Source organism: Mesorhizobium sp. WSM4848 (assembly GCF_055811375.1).
Genome location: NZ_JBVVPX010000049.1, coordinates 1 through 25,273, shown reverse-complemented (window position 1 = coordinate 25,273; position 25,273 = coordinate 1). Strand labels below are relative to the sequence as shown.

Genomic DNA, 25,273 nt, shown 5'->3' with positions numbered 1-25,273 from the left:
ATTGGGCCCACCTCTATCCTGAACGTTACTGACCTGCCACAGGTAATTTCCTCCAAACTGGAGTTTCGGCTCTCAAGGAATACGTCGGCTCGACCGGCTTGACTTCAGCTTGCGAGAATCGCGCTCACGTATCGACACGCCCAACCTTGCCGTGGAATACCACGTAGAAGCCGATCGTATAGGCAACGATGACAGGCAGGACGACAATTCCACCATAAAAGAAAAACAGCAGCGAATTTTCCTGGGCAGCAGCGTCGGCTACGGTGATCGCGTAGGGGATAGGTAAGGCCAGAACATCACGCCAAGTGTCAGAAATGCTGTACAAAAAACGCCGCCGTCATCGCAAAGGGAACAGTGTTTCGCCGCGCCCGCCCGCTGACGAGTACGCCCAGCAGGCCGGCAACGCTTAGCAGCGGAAATATAAGCCCCCAGTGGCGGAGTTGCAGATTGCTCTGTGCAATTGCCCCGGCATCGAACGTCAGCGATGTTATGAAGGCCACAGCAAGTGCCGCGAACACTCCTGCGACCAGCCATGGGATACGCGAATAGGCCCAGTCCTGCAGATGACCCTCGTTGGGAAGTCGGCGAGATTTCTGTGTGACGCGTTCACCTTCGCTACTGGCGGCGCTCTGGTAGCAAGGCCGTAGGTTGATTTCTCGAGGGCCAAACGCGCCTGCAGAGTTCGGTGCATAATCTGCACCCACACAGCTGGCACCAGTTTCGGTCTTTTCACTGTTCCGTGCTAGAACCGGCTGAAACGTCGTGACCCGCGCTTGCTAGAGATTTCCGCCTCGCGAAGCGCAGGATAACACCTAGCGAAGCCGCGATTGGTATCGCTAGCAAGACACCGATGAAGCCAAACAGCCACCCAAAGGCGAACAGCGCAAACATCATCCAGACTGGATTGAGGTTGACGCGACGACCGATGAGGCGCGGCGACAGCACATAGTCGGCAAGCATTTCACCAACGATGAAGATGCCCCCCACAACAGCAACAGGTGCCCAATCGGGCCAGAACTGGTCCACCGCAACGCATACGGACACCAAGATCCCGGTAGCTGCCCCAAGATAGGGAACGAAACTGATGAGGCCTGCAGTGATGCCGATCAAAATGGCATGATTGAGTCCGGTCAGCTTCAAAGCAGCGGCATAAATGACGGCAAGAACGAGGCAGATGACGACCTGACCGCGCACGAAGCCGGCAACAGTATCGTGGATTTCGCGCCCCAGCGCCCGAACATCGTCGCGGTACTCCGGAGCAAACCAGCCATCGACCGTTGCAATCATTCGATGCCAGTCAATCGCCAGATAGATGGCGATGATTGGCGTGACGACGAGCAGGGAAAGAAGAGAAATCAAGGCTCTTCCGCTCGACCATAGCGAGGTAACGACGCCGTCGAGCCATTTGCTGCCCACCGTCCTCACGACATCGACAGACGATTGCTCGATGTGAAGATTCTCACCCATGACACTACGCATCCAGGGGCCACTTGCATTGGTCGCAAGGGACTGCAGACGCGTGATGTAGCGGGGAAACTCCTCAACAAAAAATCTGAGTTCGCCAATAATTACCGGGAGCATGACCAACATTACCCCGATAATGCCCACGATCAGCGGCAAGAAGACGGCTAGTGCTGCAAGGGTTCGCTTGATCCCGAACCGCTCCAACCTGTCGACCGCCGGAACGAGGAGATAGGCGAGCAATGTGCCTACGACAAATGGCAGCAGGATTTCGCGCAACAGCACCAGCGCAACCAAGGCGACTGCGGAAACCCCAATCCAGAACGTAGCTGGTTGCGCAATTCTCATCGACCTTCTCCCCACATCCCGTTTCGAGCTCAACTGTCGGCCATTCGGCGCACGTGTCCTCGGATCCAATGGAGGGGCGACGGTTAGATTTTCCTTTGTCAATTCTCTATCAAGCTGGCGAAGGCGATCTCACCATCGGTAATGTAATGGTTGACGTTTCCGGTCTGCAGACGTGAACCGGACTGGTGCAATACGACATCCCCGATCACCCGCTTCGTCTTCAGCTGGGTGACTATGTAGTCTCGTTCAGCATTCGTGTCTGAATCGGTAGCGTGTGTCACTTGGAGCGTCAGCCTGGTTAGCGATAATCCGGTATCTCTTGTGCCCGCCCCGACCCACAGGACACGCTGATCGTTCGGCGGTCTATCCGTATTTAGCCAGAAGCTTGCTGCCGTGATATCGTCGCTCGAGTGGGAGAGGCTCAGCGCCCAGAAGCGGATATGATGGCGCTTGCGCGGACTGTCGTTGATGGGCTGTTGAAAACCCATGTCCTGCCTTCGTCCAAAGAGATAGAGCGTGCTGAATGGGGCAGTGGGATACGAAGAGTTGAGCAGGAACGCTCGTGCCATCCGCCACGAGCTTGCAACCCCCAAACGATCAGCGGTTGACCAGCCCGCTGCTGCAAATGCATCGCAGAGTTGTTGACGGGTCCCGATCAGGACTAGGTTTACTGGATCGCCGGGCAAGCCGTCTCCGGTGATTGAGTATCTTGGAATGAGTCTCCGGTGCAGAACCTTAAGGCCCATTCGGACTGCGTTTGGCAAAATGACATAGGCAGCAAGCCCGTAGGTAAGACCTACGGCTAGGACCCATGGAAGCCTGCGGTCCGCAGTATCGAAAACGATAAAGACTATGAGCCAAACGCTGACTACTCCCAGACAGATGATGAGAAATCTCTGGAATAACCGCGTAAGTGTACTCAAAATTCATTGTCCCGTATGGCGCCAATAGCCTCGGCGTCGACTTCCCGGTTCGTGCCCGGATTCTGCCGATTGAGCATAGCCGCCGTCAGACCATTTCTACCTCACGTTTCGTCGTCACGATATTGCTCTTTGGGGAAGTGCTATCGGCAAAGGTCTTGTTGGTCCCGAACCGCGCGGCCGGTCCATTCGTATGCAAACGTCGGTGGAAGGCATTTTTTGGGCGCGAAACAGACATTTGGCGGTGAAAACGCGGCTGCGCGCACATCGTTCGGGACGACGGGTTCGCAGGCAGGTTTTGGATGCGGGCCGGATCATGCCGCCTCCTGATCGGCGGCGCGACAAATGCCGTAGCCAACCTTGACGAGCAGACCCTCATCGCACATGCGGGCCAGATAACAGCGGGGAATTCCAATGTCGGTTAGATCGCACGTTCGCACTTCACCCTTTTCGCGTACGAGTGCGACAGCGCGCGCTCTGAGGGATGGCTTCGGCCCGCCGGCCAATCGGGTGCGCTCAGCGCGCTCGCGGTCGCGCTTCCGAACCTTGATAGTGGGCTGTGGCGTAGTTTCGAGGGGGATCGGCAGTTCGTAGTTCGCAGTTTCGTTCAGCCCGGCCAGCCACTTCAGATCAAAATTGCGAACACCGCTTACACGCGGTTCCACTCCAGAGCCGCTTTCGTACGTGGCGAAAGTCTGTAGGCCGATCCTGGCAATCCAAGCGTCCCTCGCCGATGTGCCGCTGATCCGCCCGACCCACCGCATCGACCGCAGCCGCCTATCCGGCCTGCGTCCGACATGCGACAGGCTGATCATTCGGCCCGCTCCCTTGCAGCCAGCACTGAAACCCGGTGTTAACGTCGTTCGCGGCTTAGAAGATGCGGCCGCAGCTTGAAAGTGTAGGGTACAGCTCGCTGCCAGACAGGGAGGCGAAAATGAAATTGCTCGGGATTGCGCTCTTGTGCACGGGCATGATCAGCGTAGCAATGCCGGCCGTTCGCGCTGAGGATCAGCTTGTTCCGCCTAACCACGTAGAAGCGCCGGAGCCGGCAGTTCATTGCGAGGGCCAAAACTGCCTTCCACCAGCCGATAACCCTGTCGAGGAATGCAAGGGGCAGGATTGCACGCCGGCTGCGCCGGTCGACCCAGGCCCGCAGATTGAACAGGTCGACTGAACAGCATCAGCCGCAACTACGAAGGTGATCGCAGATCCGTGGAAAAGGTTGGATTTCAGGTCCTCTCCCTCGCCAGGATGTACCAATGGGACTAAAGCGCGTCGCGTTTGACCGACCTCATGCGACGCGCTTTAGGTTTTTTGTTTTTACGCATGTCGCTACCGCAAAACCACTGCACACTTTTGCGCGACATGCACTCATATCTGGCATCACGGCGTGCACGGCCCTACTCCGGTACAACGGGCTGCAATCGGAACGGTGGTTTGGCCTCTGCATAGCCTTTCAGAGGTGTCTTTGATCATTGCTTGAGGAACGCGCCCGTGTAGGTCTGGCCGGCAAGCCTGACGGCTCCGGCCAGGCTCCGTCGGACCCGATGACGAAATTGACGTCCGCGCCATTCGGCAGGCGCTCAAGCTTCAACGTCGTCCCTGCAATTCTTCCGGCACCGGCTGCCTCTCCCGGATGGTTATCGCCCAGATTTCCCCACGCATACTTGCGCTAGCCACCGCTGGCGAGATGGTGTTGACGTCCCGGATAGCGTTCCTCCAGCGTGCAATGCGCTCGATCCGTTCCCTCCGGCACGTGCGAAAATCCTGTCGCAGTTCAGACCAGCCGGCGATGAAGCGTTTCGATGGCCTGGAGGCTTCGCTCTCAGGAGGCGGGTTGATTACCTTGCCCAGGTCAGCGATGGCGACAGAGATGCACCTAACCGCGAGGCGCAATTGGCGCCTTGAACCAGCGGCCCCACACGACAAACAGCGACAAGCCAAGCAGCGCAAGATTGAACGGAAGTGCCATCGCGAGCTCGCCGCGGACCGCGTGAAAACCGATGGCCAGCATCTGGATCGTGACGAAGCCGAGCGCGGCCAGCGGCGTGAGGCGTGGCAGGATGCGGGTCAGAGCCGGCAGGATGATGCCGACGGCGCCAAGCAATTCTGACGCGCCGATGAAGCGCAGCAACCACTCGGGGAGCTCAGTCGCGTAGTTGACCCCCATGGCAACCAGGTCGGCGGGCGACAAGAAGCTCTTGCTGACGCCAGCCATGCGGAAGATGCCGGCAAGTGTGACTTGCGCCGACCATAGGCCAATTGCGAGAGCGCGGTTTGGAGCGGGTGCGGCCTTGGTGGCCATTGTATGTTCGGACATTGTTTTCTCCTGTGTCTCTGCCTCGGGAACGGCGTTCACGAGTGCATCTTGTCTGCCGGGTGGCCACGTTTGATGTTTTGGCGCGCTAGCTCGTTTTGCGGAGCATCTCGGCCGTTTCGCGCAGGCCGACGTCGAGCGGCTCGGGCGCGAATCCAAATGCGTTCACGGCCCGTTGGGCGTCGATGATGAACGGGCGATCGAACTGGTAGTAGGTGATGCGCATTTCCCGGAGCATCGGCACGAAAAGGCCGGCGGCCACCAAGCCGGCATGGGGAAGGACGGTCACCCTGGGAGATGGCAATCCATTCAATTGAGCAAAGCGATCGAGAAGTTGCCGGGCCGTCATCGGCGGGTTGGTCGGCACGTGCCAGGCTTTTCCCAACGCATCGAGATCTTGTGCCACCCTCACCAGCAACTTTGCGGAGTCGTTCACGGAGGTCCAGCTACGCGGAACGTCGATCGGAACCGGGGAGATGACCCGCTTACCCTCGAGCAAGGGCTTGGCAAGGGCCAAGGCAAACAGGCTGTTGGGCGGAATATGATCGCTGGCGCGAATTTCGGTCAGCTTCAGCCGTCCCGCCTGATGGCGCCGTAGCGCCTCGCGCCAGAGATCGGCACGGACCCTGAGTTTTGGGTGCGTCGCGACAAGCGGGGTGTCCTCGCTCATCGCGCCGTTCACCTGTCCATAGCCGTAGAGATTGCTGTAACTCGCCAGCACCGCGCCCGTCCTCTCCGCGGCAGTCATCATGGCCTCGAACAGCGGCGGCCACTCGGCCGGCCACCGGTCGTATGCCGGGCTGGCGCAGCAATAGATCGCCGACGCGTCCTGGCTGATCGCGGCCAACTGCTCGGCGTCGGTCGCGTCCGCCGCGACGCGTTCTATCAAAGGGTGCACCGGGCCCGTGCCACGGCGCGTCACGAGCTTGACCTGCTCGCCGGTGCTCGCAAGCAGGTTCGCCGTAGCGGTTCCGACGCTGCTCGCCCCGACAATGACGCTGAAGCTCATGATAGCGCCCGCAGTGCTTCGCCAAGCGTCTCGACAAAGGGCCTTGCGGGCCTGCCGGAAAGCTTTTCGACATCGCCGGTCACAATGTCGTTGCCGCCCCTAGCGAATTTCTGCTGGATCGCGATCACCGCGTCGATCACGACTTCGGGGTAGCCGAACTGGGCGAACCCCGCCCGCAGGGCCGCTTCTGGAGCGGTCTGGAAGCCGATCTCGCGGCCGAGGACTTGCGACGCAATGGCGGCGCGCTCGGCGCCGGTCAAGCTCTGCGGGCCAGTGAGGTTGTAGATCGCTCCGTCATGGCCATCGCTGATGAGCATGCCCGCCGAGGCAGCGGCAATGTCGTTGCGCGAAATGAAGGCGACTTTGTTTTCGGCCAAGCCAAAAATCTGATTGGTGTGGGGCGCCGCCACCTCCATGGCGAAGCTCTCCGTGTAGTAGTTCATGCGGAGGATCGTCCATGCCTCGGCCTGCTTGATCAGGGTCTGTTCGCCGCGCCAGTATGAGCCGTGCATGGAGGTGTCTTCGGCCTTCGCCGTTCCAGCAGCCGAGAGAAACACGACGTGCCCCACACCGGCCGCAACAGCCGCTTCGATCGCGGCAGCGTTCTGCCGCGACCGCGCGCCAGGAGCCAGATCAACGGTCGGGATCAGCAAGAGCCGATCGAGACCGGCATAGGTATTGGCCAGCGTATCGGGCCGGTCATAGTCGCCGGCCCGCTTCTCCCATTCTCCGGTCACCTTCTCCGGCGTACGGCTGATCGCGATGACATCGTGACCCTGTGCCCGTACTGCGAGTTCCGCCAGGACGGCCTGCCCAAGGTGCCCACTGGCGCCGTTGATTCCAATTTTCATGATTGATTTCCTTGCGAACAAAATGTTCGTAAGGTCATATCGGTGCATTAGGCAAACGCGCAAGATTGCACTATTTTGTCCATCACGATCAAAAGTGTGCGCGATACAAACGGAGAACAGAGGATGAAGGCCGGCAACGCACTCCATCACGATGAAGCAGCAAGGGACGAGTGCCGGGCCCTCGGCCAGATACTCGACCGGGTCGGGGACAAGTGGACTGTCATGGCCGTGGGAGCCTTGAAGGACGGGCCGGTGCGCTTTACCGCCCTGCTCCGTCAGATCGGGGGCGTATCCCACCGAATGCTGACCTTGACGCTACGAGGGCTGGAGGAAGACGGGCTGGTCAAGCGCACCAGTTTTCCGACCATCCCCCCGAAAGTCACGTACGAGCTGACCCCGCTTGGCCACTCGCTCATCGAGCCGCTCCGGGCATTGTCGCAGTGGGCGGTCAAGCACCGGCCCGAAATTGAGAGCGCCCGACAGGCGTTTCGCGCCGAACGAGATGAGGAAGCCGCCTAGACTGGGCTGCTACGTCCGCTGATCGAGGCGATCGAAATCGCAGCGCGTTGCTTGTTGCCAATGCGCGGCTATGTGGAGCGCCAAGACAATCAGCCGCCTCTAATGCATGTCGCGCAAAAGTGTGCAGCGGTTTTGCGATAACGACATGCATAAAACAATAACCTAAAGCGCGTCGCATGAGGCCGGTCAAACGCGAAGCGCTTTAGGTTTACGACCGCGCGTGCCCGGCTTGGCCGGAGCGCTCTTTCCATATTCGTTCCACCAAGCGGTGAGCGCTTCCATCGTGGGACCAAGCCCCCGCGCCTTTGGGGTGATCTCATACTCGACGCGAGGCGGCACTTCCGCGAACACGGTGCGCGAGACCAGCCCATCCGCTTCGAGCTCGCGCAGTTGAGCCGTCAGCATGTGCTGGGTGATGCCGGGGATCGCTTTTCGCAGCTCTCCGAAGCGGTACACCCGCTGATTGAGCAGCCACATGATCTCCAGCTTCCATTTTCCCGAGAGCATCGCGAAAGCGCGGCGCATCTCGTCCTGCATGGTGAAGCCGTCCTTAGCCATTAGTCTGCTTTTCCATACTTACCGTTGGTTTTTCATCCTACTTGCGCTTATTCATCTTAGGATACATTTTCGATGCGTATCAGGCAACGTTGGAGTTGTCCGGCAGGCAAACGCCAATTCAACGCATTCGACCCGCCGAAGTAGCGGAAGAGCAGGAAGACCTCATGACGGCAATCCATACATACTGGATCAGCACGGTACTCTTATCGCTGCTGTACCTGGCATCCGCCTCCATGTACGCGGCCAAGACAGCCTGGGTGCGGCAAACTCTTGCCGACCTTTACTATCCGGCTCCCTACCTCGTCCCGTTCATGGTCGTCGTGAAGGTTCTCGGCGTAGTCGCCATTTTGTCGCGGGTGAGCGTGCCACTGAGCGATCTCGCCTACGCCGGCATTTTCTACCATCTCATTCTGTCGGGCACGGCGCATTTCGGCGTTCGCAAGCCCAAGGGCGCCTTACCGGCCATCATAGGCTTGGCGCTGCTGGTCGCGTCCTTCGCCACACAAAACGCCGCTCGCGAAGTGCCGTCGCCTTACGCGCTGACCGTGCTGCTTTGACAGGGCGAAGCTCGAACAACCCTTATCGAATGGAGATGAACATGTGTCGACTCGACGGAAAAGTAGCCGTTGTCACAGGCGCCGGTCGCGGCATCGGCCGCGCTACGGCGAAGCTGTTCGCGGCGGAAGGCGCTGATGTGGCGGTTCTTTCGCGCACGCCTGCCAATGTGGGCGCTGTCGTCGCCGACATCGAGGCCGCCGGTGGCGCCGCGCTCGGCGTCGTCTGCGACATCGGCAATGCCGATCAGATCAAGGCGGCGGTGGACAAGGTGGTCGCCGCCTATGGCGGGATCGACATCCTCGTGAACAACGCCTTCGATCCGTCCGCCCCATTCTCGTCCATCATCGACCTGTCGGTAGAGCAACTGCAGCGCAATTTCGAGATTGGCCCGATCGCCTATCTGCGAATGATGCAGGCCAGCTATCCGCACCTCAAGGCTAGCGGAGAGGGCCGAGTCATCAACTTCGGCTCGATGGCAGGCGTGATCGGCCTGGTGGGCTATGGCCCGTACAACATGGCCAAGGAAGCGGTGCGCGCCCTTACCCGGACCGCCGCGCGCGAATGGGGTGCCGACAAGATCACCGTGAACAATGTCCTACCGATCGCGGAGACATGGGGTGCAGAAGCTGATGTGCCGCCGGACCAACCCGCTCGGTCGCTTCGGATCGCCGGAGGAAGATATCGCGCCCGTCGTCCTGTTCCTGGCGAGCAAGGATTCGCAGTTCATTAGCGGCTCCAGCCTCACGCCGGACGGCGGTTCGATCATCGACAGTGCGCGCTGACACAAGGGCTCCGATTCTACGCCACGGCCTCCATTTGCGCGATCGGTGGGCGACCTGTCTTGCAACGCGCATGGCGCTTGGCCAAAGCATCAAGCCGCCTTGCACTCGGCGGCACGATAGAGCCCGTAACCGACCTTGATGAGCAGACCCTCGTCGCACATCCGGGCCAGGTAGCAGCGAGGGACACCGATGTCCGTGATGTCACGCGTTCGCACTACCCCTCGCTCTCGGGCGAGCGCGACTGCGCGCGCTCTCAACGAAGGCTTTGGGCCGCCGGCGAGGCGTAGCCTTTCCGCGCGATCCCGGTCGCGTTTGCGCATTTTGGCCAGCTTTGGCGTAGTCGGGAGTAGGGAAATCGAGAACTCGTAGTTCGCATCTTCTACGACCCCGGCGAGCCAAAACCACCAGAAGAGTCTTGAAGCCCAAGGATTGCAAGGGTTTCCGACAGCGAAGCTCTAGCGAGATAATCGCTGAGCAGATTGCCGCGAAGTATCCCATCGACGATCAAGCGAACGATCACCTCGCCGTCGATAATGGCGCTTTCGACGTTCAGCCTCTTGGCTGTCATCGGCCAGGTCGCGATACTTGGCTGTCCAATCAAGATCCCGCCTGGTGAAGATGCGAACCTCCTCGTTGTCGATGAGGATTTGAGAGCGGTAACCGTCGAATTTGACCTGGTGAGTCCACCCGTCTCCTTGGGGCAGCTTGGCCACCAAGGTCGGCATCATCGGAGGAATGAACTCTAGCCGGCCAGCACCGGCAGTCACCCGTTTACGCACAGGGTCGAGTCTAGCTCATCCGTTTTGATGGGCTCGGGGAACGGACCATGATCCTTTTGCTAAATTAGCAATGATGCATGTAGCGGCATATAGTTCGCCCGGCCGGCGACCCCAACGCCCCCCCGCCCGCCGGCTAGGCGTGGCGGCCCGATAGTCTCTCGATAGGCTGTCGGGCCGTCCCTAGCAAAATTCGGACGGTAGCGACCAACGTGAGGCGAGATAGAAGCATAAACGCCATTGAGACCTAATCGGAGGTGCGTAGCAGCCCCTCCTCCTCGGCAGCAGCCTCGAACGCCGTTCTTACATCGTCGGGCGTGCGCTCGCCTTTAATGAGAGCGACGCAGGCCTCGATGGCCTCCTTCCACTTAGGTCCCCGCTTGGTCCACTTCATGAGTTCCGCCGCGGCACCCTCGACATTGGTACATACGTAGGTGAGCCCAGGTCGGTCGGTTCCGATGTAGACCGGAGGGTGAAACCAATGGATACCCATGAGGGTGCCGCCGCCATTTTCGCCTGAGTTAAGAACGGTTGCATCGCCAGCCATGGCTACCTCTCCTACCTCCGAATTATCATTGGCCGGCAAACGGGACGGGCAGCACTCGGTTCCGCCGCTGGGCTATGGTCGACAAGCGGTAAGACTGAAGTCCCTGCGTCATGGACATAGGGCTGAGGGCCGGCAACCAGGACATTACCATTGCATTGATCTTGGACCGCCGAGCAAAGTCCCTTCATCGGTGGTTCACCGGGTGCCCGCGGTTTGCCCCTTAACAGCGGGCACCCGAAATCACTCCCCTAACAGCGGAGAGAACTGTGACCCTTATCCAAAGCAGACAGAACGTCGATGAGGTCGCAGGGCGACCCGCAAACGACAATCAAACCCCTGACCAGACAGATTTCTCGGTGGTTGATCTCGTTTCGGCGAGCGACGAAGAGGTCGCTGCCCTTGTCAGGCGAACAGAGAACCTGGCCCTTGCCGTTATTATAGTAATGGCGATTTTCCTGATCCTTGCACCGGTGATCTTCATTGCCATTAGGTATGGGATCTAGGTATGGGATCTGAGATGTCCCGATTAGCGCACAGTAACTTCCAATTTTACGCAATAATTCGATTCTAGCGGCCCGGCTTACATTAGCCCGAGTGTCGCTTGACTTCCCGCCGCACCTTTCGGCACGGCGGGCTGTCCTCCCAGTCGCTTTGGTCAGTCGATAATTTTGATGATCTTACGTGTGCCTGGGTCAACGACAACGGTCCGGTTGTCGACCACAACGGTGCGGTATTTGGTGTTCGGTACTTCATGGAGCTCGACCGTCTCGGGCAGGGTTGAGCCGATATTGAGCTCCACTCCAGGGATTTTGATCGATGCGAGCGGCTGTTTTTTCACGTATTCCCTGATGACCGTCTCCTGTTCAGGCTCGATGACTACGTCCTGAGCGGCAGCGGCACCAATGCCTGCCAGCAGTAGAAATCCCGCGGCGAAAGTTGAAAGACGCATTCTCATAATTGCCTCCTTGCGTGAGTTCTGTTGGCGCTGCACGGCATCGTCTTCGCGCCAGCCCCACCCAACCTCGGGCGGCCGCAAATGTTCCTTGATGGGCTTCGGTCTTCTCAAAGGTAGGATCTAAGTCTGATCTTGCTGTCGCAAAGGACAAGGACGGGTGCAGCCCGGAACCACGACTGCCAGCCACTCGTTGCTTGCCATGGAGGCCGAGACGAGTTCTTCCTCGTCGGTAATACCAGCCGAATAGTTTGCAATGATCCGGGATGCGAGCGCTTCGCGCAGCGAGATCACGATCGTCGACCGGGCCGGAATGATAAAACTCACACATGGCGCCTACGGCGACGAGGAGCAACGTCTCTTCGGCCCAGCCTCCGCCTGATTGTCCGATATCAGACATTAGCTTGAAGGCCGCCGCGTGTTGGCCGTAAATCGTGTTGGTCAGGGTTTCCGGGAGGATTTCTCGATGACTCACTCTTTTCACACAGTCACGGTTGAAACAGCCGCCGAAGCCTACGTTCTGTCCAGAGGCAAGGCCCAGTTCCTCTCCATTGCACAGGCAATCTGCGCCATTCGAACGCTCATGCCGGCTTGCAAGGCCACTGACCACGAGTTGGAGGAGATGTTGGCGGCAGCATGCGTGATTCACGGCGTGCCCGTCGCTTTCGACGCCAAAACAGCCGATGGCGCGTGGCTCCATTCGTAGGGCCGGAAATGTCCGCGCTGGGGCAGAAGCCAAATTCATTGAACGTTCGACAAGCGATTGTCCGCTACCTGATCGATAATGTCGACAACCCGAGCGTTTCGATATTCGAAGTGACCAGTGCCGTGAGGAAGATGTTTCCACTTTGCGAACTCACGGATTGGCAAATTGGCGATCTCTCCGGGCTCTGTTCCAGCCCGGGTTAGAAAGACCCATCTGTCGAATTGGACAGGTCCTCAAATGCGCGAATTTCCTCAAGCCGTGCTTCAAGCGCCGCCCTTGTCGCAGTAACGGCGTCGCTACCGGCCAGGAACTGCTTGGGCGGATTGTCCATGCCAGCGATTTTCACAAGGGCGTCGCCGAGCTTGGCGGGGTCACCCTGCTGCTTGCCGTTGTAGCCGAACCACATGGCTTTGGCGCTGCCTTCTGCAGCATAGTCGTCGATGGTGCTGCTGCCGTACTTGGCGTTCTGATCATCGAGGAGGTCCGTGCGGAAAAAGCCCGGCGCGACGGCTGTGACAGTAATGCCGAATTGAGCGACTTCCTGAGCCACCGACTGCGAAAGGCCTTCGACGGCGAACTTGGCGGCGCTATAGGCCCCGCAATGCTTGAAGCCGATGATTCCGGCGAGCGAACTGACGTTGATAATTTGTCCTGCTCGCTGCTTGCGCATGACCGGAATGACCGCGCGCATGACGTGAACCACGCCGTACAGATTGGTCGAAATCAGCCCATCGATTTCAGCGGTCGTCAACTCTTCGAAATTGCCGAGCAGGCTGTAACCGGCATTGTTGACCAGAACGTCGATGCGGCCGAACGCCTCCATCGCCTTATCGACGGCCGCCTTGGCCCGAATTTCATCGGCCACGTCCAACTGGACGACCGCAAGTCTGTCGCTGGCAACACCACGCAGAGCGTTCCTCATCTTATCGAGATTGCGGCCGGTCGCGACCACCCGATCGCCTGCTCTCAATGCTGCCCTGGCGGTTGCGGCGCCGATGCCGCTGCCAGCCCCTGTGATGAACCAGACTTTGCTGATATCCAACTCCTGTTTTCGATGACCAGGAAGTTAGGTGATGGCGCGGCGGCCGATTAGACGGCATAATCGGCATGAAGTTAGAAATCACATTGATAAATGGCCGGCCGCCCCGGTATGCCTTGTATCGGAGAGCGTCGACCAGAAGTGTGAAGGCGGCAGTATGCTGCCGCCGGCTTGGATAATAGAGGTGGTAGCCAGGATAGGGAGGGCACCAGTCTTCCAGCACCCGGACCAGGCTGCCGTCCGCAACAAGCTGGGATATCTGGTTTTCGAACGTGTACACCAAACACAAGCCATCGACTGCGGCATGCAGGAGCATCTCGTTGTCGTTGAAAATGACCGATCCATTGACCCGGACCTCAAGTTCGACACCGTCCTGCTCGAACTCCCAGGCATAAAGGCCGCCCCCGGTGTTCTGGCGATAGCTCGCGCATCGGTGTTCGCTCAAGTCGCGGGGTGTCTGCGGGACGGGACGATTGGCAAAGTACGACGGGGATCCCACGACTGCCATCCTGACGTCCGGGCTGATCCGGACCGCCACCATATCCTTTTGCACCTGTTCACCCATCCGTATGCCGGCGTCGAAGCGCTCTGCGACAATGTCGGTGAGACCTTCATCGACATGAACCTCCACCGTGATGTCGGGATAATTCTGCAGCAGTTTCGACAAAACGGGCCACAGGACAGTTCGGGCTGCATGCCGGAACGTGGTGATGCGGATCGTGCCTGCAGGCTTGTCGCGAAGCGCCGTGAGCGCAGCAATTTCACTGTCGATATGGTCGAATGCCGGCCGCAGGCTGGTAAGCAGCCTTTCGCCTGCCTCGGTCAGCGACAGGCTGCGCGTCGTTCGCGAGATCAACCGCACGCCGATCCGTTGTTCGAGCATGCGCACCGCATAGCTGAGCGCGGATTGGGAGAGGCCAAGCTTTGCGGCCGCGCGTGTAAAACTCCCCTCCTCGGCAACCGCGATAAACACAGCCCATTCGCTGAAGTCGCCTTTTCTCACCTATAAACCTCATTTCTATATCCATGAGGATTATGGCGGATAATCAGCATGCCTGTCTCGACATATTTATGCTCCGCGCAGCCCCGCCGGCACGAGTCAGCATTCGGGACTGCCTGGTACTGCGCGGATTCCGAACGCCCCGATGGCAGCCGAGCGCCGACAAGGCGGTTATCTGTCTCGCTCGCTGCCGGAACAACAAGCAGCGAGCAGAAGCGGTCTGGCGTAAAAACGACTACGTCAGATTGAACGGCAATTGACGCAGCGGTTTTCCCGTGAGCCGTGCTATGGCGTTGGCAAATGCCGGCGCCAATGGCGGCAAGCCGGGCTCGCCCATGCCGGTGGGCGGTTCGGCGCTTGGCACGATGTGGATATCGAATTCCGGCACGTCCGTGATGCGCGCCACCGTATAGTCGCTGAAGTTGCTCTGCTCGACGACGCCGTCCTTGAGCGTAATTGCAGAGCCTGCCAGGCACATCGACAAGCCCATGATCGCCGCGCCCTGTACCTGCGCCTCCACGGTCAGAGGGTTGACGGCCAGATTGCAGTGAACCCCGGCGGTGACCCGATGCAGTTTAGGCTGTCCGTCGGCAACAGAGGCCACCACCACGTAAGCGACCACTGAGCTGAAGGACTCGTGCACCGCCACACCCCAAGCCCGCCCCTCGGACAATTGCGTCTTGCCGTACCCGCTCTTGTCCACGGCCAGTTGCAATGCGTCACGATGGCGAATGTGCTGATCACCGAAGAGCCGCATGCGGTAGCCTACAGGGTCTTGGTCGGTTGCACGCGCTATATCGTCGAGCAAGGTCTCCATCACGAAAGCGGTATGGGTGGAGCCAACGCTACGCCACCACAGAACCGGCACGTTGGTCTTGGGATGATGCACAGTCAGGCGCATTGGAAGCGGATAGGGGTTTCGCATGCCCTCGGTCGTGGCGGCATCGATGCCGTTCTTCACCATGAACTGCTCGAACACGGTTCCCGTAAGTATGGACTGGCCGACGATGCTGTGATCCCAGGCCAGCACATTGCCTTGATTGTCAAAGCCGATGCGGGCGCGGTGCAGGTGCATTGGGCGGTAGTAGCCGCCCCTCATATCGTCCTCACGGCTCCAAAGCGTACGGATTGGTGCATTCAGCCCCGCCGCCTTGGCGGCCTTGGCTATTTCGCAGGCCTCGATCACGGTATCGTAGGTGCTGGAAAAGCGCCGACCGAAGCCGCCGCCCGACATTTGCACGTTAAGCACGACCTGTTCCGGCTTGAGCCCGAGCGCGGTTGCGGCAGCGGCGGCATCGGGTCCGGCACTTTGGCTCCCCATCCAGATCTCGGCACGATCGTCGGCAAGCCGAACCGTGCAGTTCAGCGGCTCCATCGCCGCGTGGGCGAGATACGGGAACACGAACTCGGCTTCCAGCTTCAGGGGCGCCGTTTCCAATGGCACCATGTCGGAATCGAACTGGCGCGGGCCTGGGCGACTGGCCATCTCGCGATACTGCGCGAGTTGCTGTTCGCTATCGACCTTTTCGACAGCCGATGTATCCCACTCCACCTCAAGGGCATCGCGGCCCTGAGACGCCTGCCAATATCCGTCGGCCACCACGGCCACGCCCTCGGCACCGCGATCCAGCGGCACCCGCAGGACGGCCTTCACGCCTCTGATGGCGCGGGCTGCGCTGTCGTCCAGGGTGGCTATCTTGGCTCCGAAGACCGGAGGACGAGCCACCACGGCCGTCAACTGGCCCGGCAGCTTGAAGTCGATGCCAAAACTCTGTTGGCCGCTGCTCTTCGCTTGAGCGTCCAAACGCCGGGTGGGCTGGCCGACAATACGGAAATCCTCGGGATCCTTTAGCGCAATTTTCTGCGGCACTGGCAGGGCCGTGGCCGCCTCGGCAAGCTCGCCATAACCGAGCTTGCGGCCATCGGAGGCCAGAACCACGCCTGCCTCAGTTCGCAGAGTGGACGCATCCACGTTCCAGCGGGTCGCCGCGGCCGCCAGCAGCATGGCGCGGACACGAGCACCCAGTTCGCGATACTGCGTAAAGCTGTTCTTGATTGTGTTCGAACCGCCGGTAAGGTGCATGCCGAAGAGCGGATCGACATAGGCCATGTCATTGGTGCCGAGTTGGCTGCGCACCAGGTTCCAATCCGCATCGAGTTCTTCGGCAAGGATCATGGGCAATGCCGTTTGGACGCCTTGACCGAACTCCAGCCGATTGATTGTGACCATAACCTCTCCATCGGGCGCGATCTGGACAAATGCAGAGGGCTGCTCGGTTGGCTTCAGACTGGCTGCCGCCTCATCGGCGTCGGTCGACTGCGCGACTGCCAAGTCAGGGAAAATGCCGACAGCCAGGCCGAGGGTCCCCGTCAGCTTGAGAAAGCTGCGGCGTGGCATCGCCTGGGCCGTCGTTGAACGGCCCCGTTCCATGATGTGCTGCAGCGCACGCGGCAGCTCTTTGTGATCTATGTTGGGGAACATATGCGTCTCCTTCAGACGAGAGTGCTGGCGGCGTCGGCTATAGCGGCGCGGATACGGGCATAGGTTCCACATCGGCAGATGTTTCCGGCCATGGCGGAGTCGATCTCTTCGGCGGTCGGCTGCGCGCCGGGCGACAGCGACGCGAGCAAGGCCGTCGCGCTCATGATCTGGCCGCTCTGACAGTAGCCGCATTGCGCGACGTCGTGCCTGACCCATGCAGCGTGGACAGCCGCGCCGACGCGGTCGGTGCCGTCGGTTGTCTTTTCAATCGTGGTGATCTTGCCGCTTTCAACGGCGGAAATTGGTGTGCTGCACGAGCGGATTGCCTCGCCATCCAGATGCACCGTACAAGCGCCACAAAGCGCTGCGCCGCAGCCGAATTTGGTGCCGCTCATTCCTAGCGTGTCACGCAGGACCCAAAGGATCGGGGTTTCGGGGTCAACGTCAACCTCGTGCTCTCGCCCGTTGATATTCATTGAGATCATGGCCGATAGGTTCTCCTGGGTTGCTCCACCCGAACAGGCTTCCCAAGCGGCCTGGAGCTTCCCGGCCGACTGGGACATTGGCAATTTGGTGGCTAGCGCTAAAACTAGTGCGCCGGCCGATGCTGGATTAGACGGCGCAATTTGCATGACCTTAGAAACGTGGTTTCTGAATGCGTCACACGGCACGTCCGCGTTTGCGCGGTCAGCACCGGCATTGCCGTTCACTGGGTTCAAAGAAGGTGCGCAGTGGAACTCAGCAGGCCGGGTCGGTCGATTGGATCGACATGCCGCTGAGCTTGCGCGGAATGGCTGCCCTCAAATGCGTGCTGATCTTGACGTTTGCACCGGCCTTGGAAGTGGACCCCGATGAATCCTGAAGAATTCGCCAATGTCGTATTTGAAGCCCTGGCGATGATTTTGGTTCGGTCCCGGCGGAGTGGGCATAATTTCAACGGGGTTCGCCGACGATGATGCGCGGTGAGAGAGGCGCAAACACGTACCCCGCCCGTGCATCCACAGAATGTGCTATAGTTATAGTCGTTCCACCGTCGATGAGAGGGCAGATGAGCGGACCAAGCGACCTCAATCTCTGGCATCGCATTGAAGGCTACAATTTCGATCAACCCGACATCAATCTGCCCTTCTCGGCCAGGCTTGCCCGAGAAAACGGCTGGCCGCCGGAGTTTGCGCAGCGTGTCGTCGAAGAATACAAAAAATTCGTCTACCTGATGTGCGTCTCTGACGAGATGCTGACCCCTTCGCAGGAAGTCGATGAAGCCTGGCACCTGCACCTCGTGTACACCCGTAGCTACTGGGACAATTTCTGCCGTGGTGTGCTGGGCAGGGATATCCATCACGAACCGACCGAAGGCGGTGCTGCTGAAAACTCCAAATTCCACGATTGCTACAGGCGAACGAAGGAACGGTATCAGGAAGAATTCGGCACCATGCCGCCGTCCGACATCTGGCCGGGCGAGCAGATTCGCTTCGGCGACGCCGAGCGACACACGGTCGTCGAGACATCGCGGTTGCCATATGTCACGAAGAGCCAACTCGGCACCGCTGCCTTCTATGCCTTCTTCGTTTTGTGGGCAGGATCGAGTCTCGATTGGAATACGTCCGCGTGGATGTTGATTGTCGGAATGGCGGCATTCGTCGCCCTTACGCGCCTGCTTCCGGTCGGGCGGCCGCGAAGAAACAGGCGGAACGCTAATGGCGGAGGCTGCGGCAGCGGCTGCGGTGGTGGAGGCGGTGATGGCTGCGGCGCCGGGTGTGGCGGCGGCGGTGAATGAGCAGTTCCGGGCAGGAATGTCTCCTGCCCCGGCCATTCTTCCGGACTCCTGAGGTCTGCTGTGGCCGCCCCTATGTGATACAGCCTTCCCCCCCGCCTAGCGGGCGAACCACTTCATCAGCGCGCTGGTGCGGAATGTGTTTGTGGGTTCGAATCGCAGTACGTACTGCGGCGAACGGCCCTGAAAGGACTGCTGCTTCCGCTTCGAAAAGCACCTGGCAATATTGGGTTGGACGCCTCCGAGCACGCCGCTCCGAATCGACGAGCGCGCGCAGGGTAAAGCCCGTCGAACAAACAACGTTGGAGAGGAATCCTCGGAGACCGGCGAACTTCCACGATCACGCCATAATCAATCTGCCGAACTTTGCTACTCTTTCTTCGTGGCGACCCCCACGCCGCCTGGCCGGCGCCAATCTTGGCAAACCCACCTCCCCCGCCCCCTGCGGCGCCGGCCATCTTTTCACGAATGCATGTCGTGCAAAAGCACGCCCTCGGGCTGGGAACCGAGGTGCGCAGCGGTTCTGCAATAACGGCATGCATAACTACAAAAACCCTAAACGCGCCGGCATCCGTCGGATGGGTTCATTCCAACGCGACGCGCTTTAGGCAGCTACATCGTTTACGCCGTCACGCCACCGCGACCGGTTTTCTGTGCCGTCATCCAGGGCATAGCTGCAGAGACGTCCTCGGGGATCTTGGCCGATCTGGCGAAGCCGGCGAAAGCTTCGCGTGCAACGGAAATGGAACCTGGCCATCATAGGCGCGCTGGCAGGCGCGGAACGCCGTGTCAAAGATTGGCCCTCTGCGATTGTTCGGCCATTCTTGCAGGAACTCGAAAGCATCAGCCAGGCATTCGATTTCCTCCACCTTGAACTCCCCTTTCCTGACGAAAACAGGCCGGTCGAAAGTCCTGTCGTTCATTAGAACCTCCATTCAGCTGAACGAGTGTTGAGCCTCCACGAGAGCCGTGAGCGACGGCTGCGGAAAATATGTGAAGCGCACTTTTTGCTGTCAAGGAACGGCCAATTCGGGACTGAAGCAAAACGCCTCACAGGCTCAGTCCGGCGTGCGCCTGGACGCGGCTTCCGCGCCCGGTCAATTCGCCTGGAACAAAACATTCCAGAGGTGGTTTTCCCCATGAAGGGACAGACTTTTCGAAGGAGACGTCTCGTGAAAAAAGTTCTGATCACCAGTATGCTGGCCATAGGCGTTGGCTGTGGCGCAGCGCTCGCCCAAGAACAGCAGCCGGCCCAAAGCCAGTCTGGCGCCGACTGCCCGGCGGGGTCGGCCGGTTGCCCGGAAGGTGCGATGGGCAAACAGGGTAAGGCCGGCGCTACCACCGAGGAGCAGGCTCAAGGCAAGGCAAAAATGCAGACCGACGAGCAAGCCCAGGGTAAGGCCGGCGTAACCACCGAGCAGCAGTCTCAAGGCAAGGCTGGCGCCACAACCGAGCAACAGGCGCAGGACAAGGCCAAGACCCAGACCGAGCAGCAGACCCAGGGCGAGGCCGGTACTACCACCGAGCAGCAGACCCAGGGCGCTGCTCAGACACAGGATAAGACGGAGACCGGCGCGATCAGCAATGTGACCGTTGAACAGAAAACGGAAATCACCCAAATCCTCAAGCAGGAAAAGGTCGAACCGGTTGCCGACGTCGACTTTGACGTCTCAGTAGGTGTCGAGGTTCCGCGGCAGAAGGTTAGACTGCGTCGTCTGCCACCGCGAATCGTCGAGATCGTCCCGGCCTACGAATCTTACGAGTATTTCCTGTTGGCCGATGGCCGTATCGTCATCGTCGACCCGGATACGCTCAAGATCGTGCTTATTCTGACCTAACGCCCTTGTTCGGGCTAAAGCAGGGGTCCGCTGCCCCCAAGGCGGACCCCTCACCTGCATCGACCAGTCTCCTGTCACCGAAGGCGACGGCTATTACGTCTGTTCAGGCTGACAGGCTTTTCTGCGTGTCGAGGTCCTTCCAGCCGTTTCCCACCTGGATTATCTAGACAGCGTCCTTCCTGCTCAAAGGCCTGAGATAGGACTTCGGTCTGGCCGCTTGCCGACCATGGGCTGGCCCAGGCAGTGCTTTGGTCCGGGATCGCTATAGCAAAAGCCTGAAATGGGGGAGTTTTTCGGAACCGATTTCCTGCAGGCGTCGTTGCGTTGCCGACCCCGTGACAGGAGGCTGCAATGGACCCCAGCATTCACCAGGCACGTTGGCTGCTTTTTCCGGTATTTGGCCTGGTGTTCGGGCTCGCAGCCGTTGGGCTTTTCATCGGCTGATGGGGTCGACCGATGAAGGCAACGCACTCGCGCAGTCATGAGTCCCTTCCTGCGCCAGTGAGACCCACCGGTCTCTCCCCTTTGAGACTGGTGGGTCTTGACACAGCCCTATGATGGCGAAAGCGTGATAAATTGGTGCAGAGTACAGAGGATTGACTTGGGCGAAGGATTGACTTGGGCGAATTCGAAATAGGTAGAAATGCGTAGAGCGAGACGGTCAAAGGATATTCTAGCGTGCTATTGGCAAATTCATTGATCACAGACGCAATACGGCCGCAGCGCCCGAAGCATTGTGAGACAAGAGTTCTCGCCAGTGCGCGGCCTGCGCGTCGTCAATCGCAGCGCAGGCTCAAATCTCTTCGAAGGCTTCGCGTCGCCATCTGCCTGAGCGCATCGGCCTTGGTTCTCGTCGTGAGCCCCTACCGTGTGACACAGGACGGCCTGTCCCTGACGCTAAGCCCGCAGGCCGCCTGGGCACAAGGGAACTCTGGGAAATCTGACTCCGGCAACTCCGGGAACGGGAACTCCGGGAACGGGAACGGGAACTCCGGGAACTCTGACTCCGGCAACTCTGGAAACACGGGAAGCCCCGGGAACTCTGGAAACGCTCGAAACACCGGAGGCCCGGGGAATGCCGCAGACCCACAGGATACGGACCCGAACGGCAACGCGGACGAGGACGGATCAAAAGCTCTGAACGTCACTCGCCCGACAAACCCGGTTACCGCGCTAAATCCTGGCAACAAGCCCAAAACTTATATCAACGTGACCACTGGAGACCGGATCGAGGTGCGCGGGGCAAGCGTGGGTGTGGTGCATTCCAACGGGCTGAGCGAGCGCATCGACGGCGGCCAATATGAGATGCGCGATGCCATGGGCCGCACCATCATTCGGCGACAGGCAAAGAACTCCGATCGGGCAAGACTGCTCCGGATGATCGAGTGATGGCGCGTTCCACAGGCCGCAAGGCTGTCTGCTTCATGCAGGATGGCGGACAGGCGGATGCTGGTGCTCGGTCGCGTCGCGCAATGTCATCGCGGCTTCGGTCCGGTTGCTCACATTGAGCTTGGCGAGAATCCGCGTCATGTGATGCTTTATGGTTTTCTCGTGCAGGTTCAGCTGAAGACCGATCCGCTTGTTGCTCAATCCCGCGGCAACGAGCTTCAGGATCTCTCTTTCGCGACTGGTGAGTTCGGCCAGCACGTCGGGTTTTTCGATCGCGGTTGATTGGCTCGACAAGTCGACCAACACGCGCGCCGACAATTGCGGGCAAACATACCGTTCGCCCATCGCCACCGTGCGCAGTATTGCGGCCAGGGTTCTCGATCCGACACCCTTCAGGACGTAGCCTCTTGCCCCGCTCTGCAAGGCGGTCATGACATGCTGGTTTTCCTCCGAAACGGTCAGCATCACGATTTTCAGATCCGGGTGCCGCTCGAGAGCCGGCTCGACCGCGCTGAGGCCCCCCCCAGGCACCGAGATGTCCATCAGGAGAATATCGAGCTGCTGGTCTTCCGATATCCGCAAGGCGTCATCTCTACTGCTGCCTTGGGCAACGATCTCGAACCCGCCGATCTGCTCGAGGGTGCGTACAACACCTTCCCTGAACAGCGGATGGTCGTCGACAATGGCGAGCTTTATGGCCGCTGCCATCACGCCTGTCCTATTTCGACTGTGTTGAGAACCATTTTCACCACCGTGCCATTCTGTGAAGATGTTACATCAAATTGGCCGCCGAGGCTTTCTACCCGCTCACGCAGCCCAATGAGGCCCAGCCGTTCAGGGTGGATGATCTTCGGGTCGAAACCTGGGCCGGTGTCGGAAACCTCGATACAAACGCGCTCCCCGTCGAAATGTTTCGCGACCGATTGACCGGCACCCCCGGCATGGCGGAAGCCGTTGTTCAGCGCCTCCTGGATGAAGCGAAAGATGCAGATCTTGGCCGCTGGCGACAAGGGTGTATGGCTCCCGGTCATGGACAGCATTACTTTGACGCCGGTCCGCTCCTCGTGCGCTCGCACGGCAAGCTCGAGGATTTCCGTCAACTCGGCATTCTCGACATGCGGCAGCATAAGACCCTTGCTGACACTCCTGATTTCTCGCATCGCATCGTCCAGATTCGCTTTGACCACCTGCAATTCCCGTGCGCGCGCCGCAGCCGGCGTGTCAGGATCGGCTAGCACGGGGCTGTCAATCCCTAGCGCAGCGAGGGCAACCAGTTGCGCCGGGCCGTCATGCAGGTCCGCGCCGATCCGCCTGAGGTAACGTTCGTTAAGTGCCGTGGCGCGCTGCGAAGCACGTTGCACCCGCAGCCTCAACATTCTGTTTTGAGCGACCAGATCGGAAAGTTCGGCAATACGCTGCTTCAAGGAGCGGCTCTGCGAACGAATCGTGCGGCTGCCACGAAAAACGATCACCGAAAGACCGAGGAAAAAAACCGCGGTGACGGCTGCGACATCAAACCAGGTCTGAACAAGTGCCTGCCGGAGATCCTTTTCAAAATCGGTGGCGATCTCGTCGAATTCCAACACAGCCACGACTTCGCCCGACCACGGCTGAAGCATCGGATTATAGATTTCAAGAAGATGCAGGCTGCTGTCCCTCTCAGCCTGGTTGTCATAGTCCCTGTCCAATTCAGCAACCATGTCGCCGGCGAATGCGGCCCGGAGATTGTCGCTGAGTGGAAGGCGCTTCCCGACCAAATTTTTGTTGGTTGAATAGAGGATGGTGCCATCGCGGCGCCAGAGCTTGAACGATTCGAGCCTTGTGCCGAGCGCGCCTTGTCCCAGCGTTTCATCCAGCGCGTGCGCAACGCTCTCGTCCAGCATCTCGCTCCTGCGCATATCAGGAAGCAGCGGCGCGATGACGCTGTCGACGTAAAGAGCGGTAGTTGCGGCCGAGTTCCGGGTGACCGCGGCCTCTATCTGGCTTGTCACGGACATTCCCACCACGATCATCGCCGACAGCGAGAACAGCCCGCCGGCGAGCAGAAACTGAGTGGCCAGCGACAGTGCATTCCACCGATCGAGCAATCTTGTCGGTCTGTATGGCGCCATATCCCCAACGGCCCGGTCGGCGGCGCGTCGCGCCAGCGGCACGATTCGAGAGAACCAGCCAATCTGTCGTCGAACCACGCTAAGTGACGCCATCTTTGATCTGCACCGATCAGTAACAAGGGAACTTAGGGCTTACGGGCTGGACGAAAACCGCAACCTTGCGGTTTTTTTGCGCAAGCGCCACTGCCATGATTGAGCGAGGCAGCAAATATGACGCAAGACCTGTCGCCCCTCGCAGCGGCGGAGGGTGCTGCGTATTTTCACTTCCGGTCGCGCAATGCTCTCACCGCTTGCGTAAGGGTCATCCGATCGTTGCCGTTCTTTTTGATCAGCCTACTGATCTGGCTGGGCGAAACGCCATTTTCTCGCGCGAAATGCTCCACCTTGTAATACTGGTCCACCGACAGGCGGTCGCGGTCGAGAAAAGTTCGATTCTTGTTGTTGTCGTCCATTCCGTTTTCCCACTAAAGCTCGTTTGAACATTGGACGCAAACCAGGGACCACCCGCCAAATCGAGGAATGGCGGGTGGTCCCTTATCGGCGCAGGAAGGGACTTAGCTGCGCAGATATCTTCGTCCATCAGCCACATCGTTAAGTCGGTCGTTCCTCAGCTGACAGCTATCCAATTGCCAGGAAGGCAATGGAGACAGCGAAGACCGGTGCAAGCAGCCAGCGAGCTTGGTGAACACTATTCTCCATCGATTCCTCCCGTGAACGTACGGCGAGCAACGAGTGCTGGCAATCCTGGTTCCGGGCCACACTCCATCGTCGCCCTTTGCGCACGACAATTCGGACTTAGGTCCAACGGCACGGGGTCTCTGGTCGGACCGAAGCCCAGCCGCGGAACGTTTGCAGCTGTCTCGTTGTTGAAGGTGAGCTTGGCGCGACGAAGATGCGTCTCAGCGCAAGACAGCTCATCAGGAAGGAAAAACTCATGAGAATGCATCTTTCCACTGCAGCCGCAGGATTTCTGCTGCTGGCAAGTGTCGGCGCCCTGGCTGCCCAGGACGTGATCATCCAGCCCGAACAGGAGACCGTCATCAGGGAGTATGTGAAAAAGCAGCCCCTCGCATCGGTGAACCTGCTTGGCGTGGAGCTCAATATCGGCTCGGCGCTGCCCGAGACGGTCGAGCTTCATCAAGGTCCCGACGTCGAGTATCGCTACGTCGTCGTCGACAATCGGACCGTTCTTGTTGATCCAGGCACACGCAGGATCGTTAAAATCATCGATTGACTGAAATGGCCTGGGGAGGAGAGGCGGGGGGGGGGGGGGGGGGGGGGGGGGGGGGGGGGGGGGGGGGGGGGGGGGGGGGGTGGGGGGGGGGGGGGGGGGGGG

28 protein-coding genes and 3 pseudogenes are annotated in these 25,273 nt (G+C 59.6%); 9 read left to right on the top strand and 22 right to left on the bottom strand.

Annotated features, from left to right (window positions below; all coding sequences use genetic code 11):
- Positions 1-124 precede the first annotated feature (124 nt).
- The 7 genes from AC0L16_RS30460 to AC0L16_RS30430 form a co-directional block, all read right to left on the bottom strand.
- On the bottom strand, positions 125-325 hold the full coding sequence (locus AC0L16_RS30460) for a hypothetical protein (RefSeq protein ID WP_473625171.1): 201 nt from the start codon (positions 323-325) through the stop codon (positions 125-127).
- A 404-nt stretch (positions 326-729) separates the two neighbouring features.
- Complete coding sequence (locus tag AC0L16_RS30455; RefSeq protein WP_473625170.1) at positions 730-1,809, bottom strand: AI-2E family transporter; 1,080 nt, start codon at positions 1,807-1,809, stop codon at positions 730-732.
- 98 nt (positions 1,810-1,907) lie between these two features.
- Entirely contained in the window at positions 1,908-2,732 is an 825-nt protein-coding gene (locus AC0L16_RS30450) for an LssY C-terminal domain-containing protein (protein WP_473625168.1), read from the bottom strand.
- Positions 2,733-3,043: 311 nt separating this feature from the next.
- A complete protein-coding gene (locus tag AC0L16_RS30445; RefSeq protein WP_473625167.1) occupies positions 3,044-3,544 on the bottom strand; it encodes a type IV toxin-antitoxin system AbiEi family antitoxin domain-containing protein in 501 nt (166 codons plus the stop codon).
- 1,064 nt (positions 3,545-4,608) lie between these two features.
- Positions 4,609-5,049 carry a DoxX family protein gene (locus AC0L16_RS30440; RefSeq protein ID WP_473625165.1) on the bottom strand — a complete coding sequence of 147 codons (441 nt, stop codon included), beginning with the start codon at positions 5,047-5,049 and terminating at the stop codon, positions 4,609-4,611.
- A gap of 85 nt (positions 5,050-5,134) precedes the next feature.
- The gene (locus tag AC0L16_RS30435) at positions 5,135-6,055 is read right to left on the bottom strand and encodes an NAD-dependent epimerase/dehydratase family protein (RefSeq protein ID WP_473625164.1); all 921 of its coding nucleotides are present in this window, start codon (positions 6,053-6,055) and stop codon (positions 5,135-5,137) included.
- Positions 6,052-6,906: an NAD(P)H-binding protein gene (locus AC0L16_RS30430; protein ID WP_473625163.1), complete on the bottom strand. Its 855-nt coding sequence runs from the start codon at positions 6,904-6,906 to the stop codon at positions 6,052-6,054. The genes AC0L16_RS30435 and AC0L16_RS30430 overlap by 4 nt, the downstream gene beginning before the upstream one ends.
- Positions 6,907-7,029: 123 nt before the next feature.
- Between AC0L16_RS30430 and AC0L16_RS30425 the strand changes: the two genes are divergently transcribed.
- Positions 7,030-7,425 carry a winged helix-turn-helix transcriptional regulator gene (locus AC0L16_RS30425; RefSeq protein WP_473625162.1) on the top strand — a complete coding sequence of 132 codons (396 nt, stop codon included), beginning with the start codon at positions 7,030-7,032 and terminating at the stop codon, positions 7,423-7,425.
- A gap of 186 nt (positions 7,426-7,611) precedes the next feature.
- On the opposite strand, the gene AC0L16_RS30420 is transcribed toward AC0L16_RS30425, so the two are convergent.
- On the bottom strand, positions 7,612-7,983 hold the full coding sequence (locus AC0L16_RS30420) for a winged helix-turn-helix transcriptional regulator (protein ID WP_473625160.1): 372 nt from the start codon (positions 7,981-7,983) through the stop codon (positions 7,612-7,614).
- A 164-nt stretch (positions 7,984-8,147) separates the two neighbouring features.
- Between AC0L16_RS30420 and AC0L16_RS30415 the strand changes: the two genes are divergently transcribed.
- Both AC0L16_RS30415 and AC0L16_RS30410 read left to right on the top strand, forming a co-directional pair.
- Positions 8,148-8,540, top strand: a complete 393-nt coding sequence (locus AC0L16_RS30415) for a DoxX family protein (protein WP_473625159.1) — start codon at positions 8,148-8,150, stop codon at positions 8,538-8,540.
- A 41-nt stretch (positions 8,541-8,581) separates the two neighbouring features.
- A pseudogene (locus tag AC0L16_RS30410) lies at positions 8,582-9,323 on the top strand (SDR family NAD(P)-dependent oxidoreductase).
- A gap of 89 nt (positions 9,324-9,412) precedes the next feature.
- Here the strand turns inward: AC0L16_RS30410 and AC0L16_RS30405 are convergent.
- From AC0L16_RS30405 to AC0L16_RS30390, 4 genes and pseudogenes are all read right to left on the bottom strand, one after another.
- Complete coding sequence (locus AC0L16_RS30405; RefSeq protein ID WP_473625158.1) at positions 9,413-9,643, bottom strand: type IV toxin-antitoxin system AbiEi family antitoxin domain-containing protein; 231 nt, start codon at positions 9,641-9,643, stop codon at positions 9,413-9,415.
- 59 nt (positions 9,644-9,702) lie between these two features.
- Complete coding sequence (locus tag AC0L16_RS30400; RefSeq protein WP_473625189.1) at positions 9,703-9,924, bottom strand: hypothetical protein; 222 nt, start codon at positions 9,922-9,924, stop codon at positions 9,703-9,705.
- Positions 9,925-9,931: 7 nt separating this feature from the next.
- Positions 9,932-10,048, bottom strand: a pseudogene (locus tag AC0L16_RS30395) (ATP-dependent DNA ligase); the annotation flags it as partial.
- A 298-nt stretch (positions 10,049-10,346) separates the two neighbouring features.
- On the bottom strand, positions 10,347-10,646 hold the full coding sequence (locus AC0L16_RS30390; RefSeq protein ID WP_473625156.1) for a DUF982 domain-containing protein: 300 nt from the start codon (positions 10,644-10,646) through the stop codon (positions 10,347-10,349).
- Between the two features lie 266 nt (positions 10,647-10,912).
- Between AC0L16_RS30390 and AC0L16_RS30385 the strand changes: the two genes are divergently transcribed.
- Entirely contained in the window at positions 10,913-11,149 is a 237-nt protein-coding gene (locus AC0L16_RS30385) for a hypothetical protein (RefSeq protein WP_473625155.1), read from the top strand.
- A 152-nt stretch (positions 11,150-11,301) separates the two neighbouring features.
- Here the strand turns inward: AC0L16_RS30385 and AC0L16_RS30380 are convergent, their stop codons facing one another.
- Together AC0L16_RS30380 and AC0L16_RS30375 are read right to left on the bottom strand one after the other, a co-directional pair.
- Complete coding sequence (locus AC0L16_RS30380) at positions 11,302-11,601, bottom strand: DUF1236 domain-containing protein (RefSeq protein ID WP_473625154.1); 300 nt, start codon at positions 11,599-11,601, stop codon at positions 11,302-11,304.
- A 120-nt stretch (positions 11,602-11,721) separates the two neighbouring features.
- Positions 11,722-11,925, bottom strand: coding sequence for a hypothetical protein (locus AC0L16_RS30375; RefSeq protein ID WP_473625152.1), 204 nt, complete (start codon positions 11,923-11,925; stop codon positions 11,722-11,724).
- A 139-nt stretch (positions 11,926-12,064) separates the two neighbouring features.
- Between AC0L16_RS30375 and AC0L16_RS30370 the strand changes: the two genes are divergently transcribed.
- On the top strand, positions 12,065-12,304 hold the full coding sequence (locus AC0L16_RS30370; RefSeq protein WP_473625151.1) for a hypothetical protein: 240 nt from the start codon (positions 12,065-12,067) through the stop codon (positions 12,302-12,304).
- 199 nt (positions 12,305-12,503) lie between these two features.
- Here the strand turns inward: AC0L16_RS30370 and AC0L16_RS30365 are convergent, their stop codons facing one another.
- From AC0L16_RS30365 to AC0L16_RS30350, 4 genes and pseudogenes are all read right to left on the bottom strand, one after another.
- Positions 12,504-13,346: an SDR family NAD(P)-dependent oxidoreductase gene (locus tag AC0L16_RS30365; RefSeq protein WP_473625150.1), complete on the bottom strand. Its 843-nt coding sequence runs from the start codon at positions 13,344-13,346 to the stop codon at positions 12,504-12,506.
- Positions 13,347-13,458: 112 nt separating this feature from the next.
- Positions 13,459-14,346: pseudogene (locus AC0L16_RS30360) on the bottom strand (LysR family transcriptional regulator); the annotation flags it as partial.
- Positions 14,347-14,578: 232 nt separating this feature from the next.
- Entirely contained in the window at positions 14,579-16,825 is a 2,247-nt protein-coding gene (locus AC0L16_RS30355) for a xanthine dehydrogenase family protein molybdopterin-binding subunit (RefSeq protein ID WP_473625148.1), read from the bottom strand.
- An 11-nt stretch (positions 16,826-16,836) separates the two neighbouring features.
- Positions 16,837-17,310, bottom strand: a complete 474-nt coding sequence (locus AC0L16_RS30350; RefSeq protein WP_473625147.1) for a (2Fe-2S)-binding protein — start codon at positions 17,308-17,310, stop codon at positions 16,837-16,839.
- 467 nt (positions 17,311-17,777) lie between these two features.
- Between AC0L16_RS30350 and AC0L16_RS30345 the strand changes: the two genes are divergently transcribed.
- Positions 17,778-18,602 carry a glycine-rich domain-containing protein gene (locus AC0L16_RS30345; RefSeq protein ID WP_473625145.1) on the top strand — a complete coding sequence of 275 codons (825 nt, stop codon included), beginning with the start codon at positions 17,778-17,780 and terminating at the stop codon, positions 18,600-18,602.
- Between the two features lie 656 nt (positions 18,603-19,258).
- Here AC0L16_RS30345 and AC0L16_RS30340 read toward each other — a convergent pair.
- Complete coding sequence (locus AC0L16_RS30340; protein WP_473625144.1) at positions 19,259-19,522, bottom strand: DUF982 domain-containing protein; 264 nt, start codon at positions 19,520-19,522, stop codon at positions 19,259-19,261.
- A gap of 249 nt (positions 19,523-19,771) precedes the next feature.
- Between AC0L16_RS30340 and AC0L16_RS30335 the strand changes: the two genes are divergently transcribed.
- Positions 19,772-20,437, top strand: a complete 666-nt coding sequence (locus tag AC0L16_RS30335) for a DUF1236 domain-containing protein (RefSeq protein ID WP_473625143.1) — start codon at positions 19,772-19,774, stop codon at positions 20,435-20,437.
- A 1,233-nt stretch (positions 20,438-21,670) separates the two neighbouring features.
- The gene (locus tag AC0L16_RS30330) at positions 21,671-21,826 is read left to right on the top strand and encodes a hypothetical protein (protein WP_473625141.1); all 156 of its coding nucleotides are present in this window, start codon (positions 21,671-21,673) and stop codon (positions 21,824-21,826) included.
- Between the two features lie 33 nt (positions 21,827-21,859).
- Here the strand turns inward: AC0L16_RS30330 and AC0L16_RS30325 are convergent, their stop codons facing one another.
- From AC0L16_RS30325 to AC0L16_RS30315, 3 genes are all read right to left on the bottom strand, one after another.
- A complete protein-coding gene (locus AC0L16_RS30325) occupies positions 21,860-22,534 on the bottom strand; it encodes a LuxR C-terminal-related transcriptional regulator (protein ID WP_473625140.1) in 675 nt (224 codons plus the stop codon).
- On the bottom strand, positions 22,534-23,937 hold the full coding sequence (locus AC0L16_RS30320; RefSeq protein ID WP_473625187.1) for a sensor histidine kinase: 1,404 nt from the start codon (positions 23,935-23,937) through the stop codon (positions 22,534-22,536). The genes AC0L16_RS30325 and AC0L16_RS30320 overlap by 1 nt, the downstream gene beginning before the upstream one ends.
- A 260-nt stretch (positions 23,938-24,197) precedes the next feature.
- Positions 24,198-24,389 (bottom strand): DUF3606 domain-containing protein, encoded by a 192-nt coding sequence (locus AC0L16_RS30315; RefSeq protein WP_473625139.1) that lies wholly within the window; start codon positions 24,387-24,389, stop codon positions 24,198-24,200.
- A gap of 482 nt (positions 24,390-24,871) precedes the next feature.
- Between AC0L16_RS30315 and AC0L16_RS30310 the strand changes: the two genes are divergently transcribed.
- A complete protein-coding gene (locus AC0L16_RS30310; RefSeq protein WP_473625138.1) occupies positions 24,872-25,171 on the top strand; it encodes a DUF1236 domain-containing protein in 300 nt (99 codons plus the stop codon).
- The last annotated feature ends 102 nt before the right edge of the window (positions 25,172-25,273 follow it).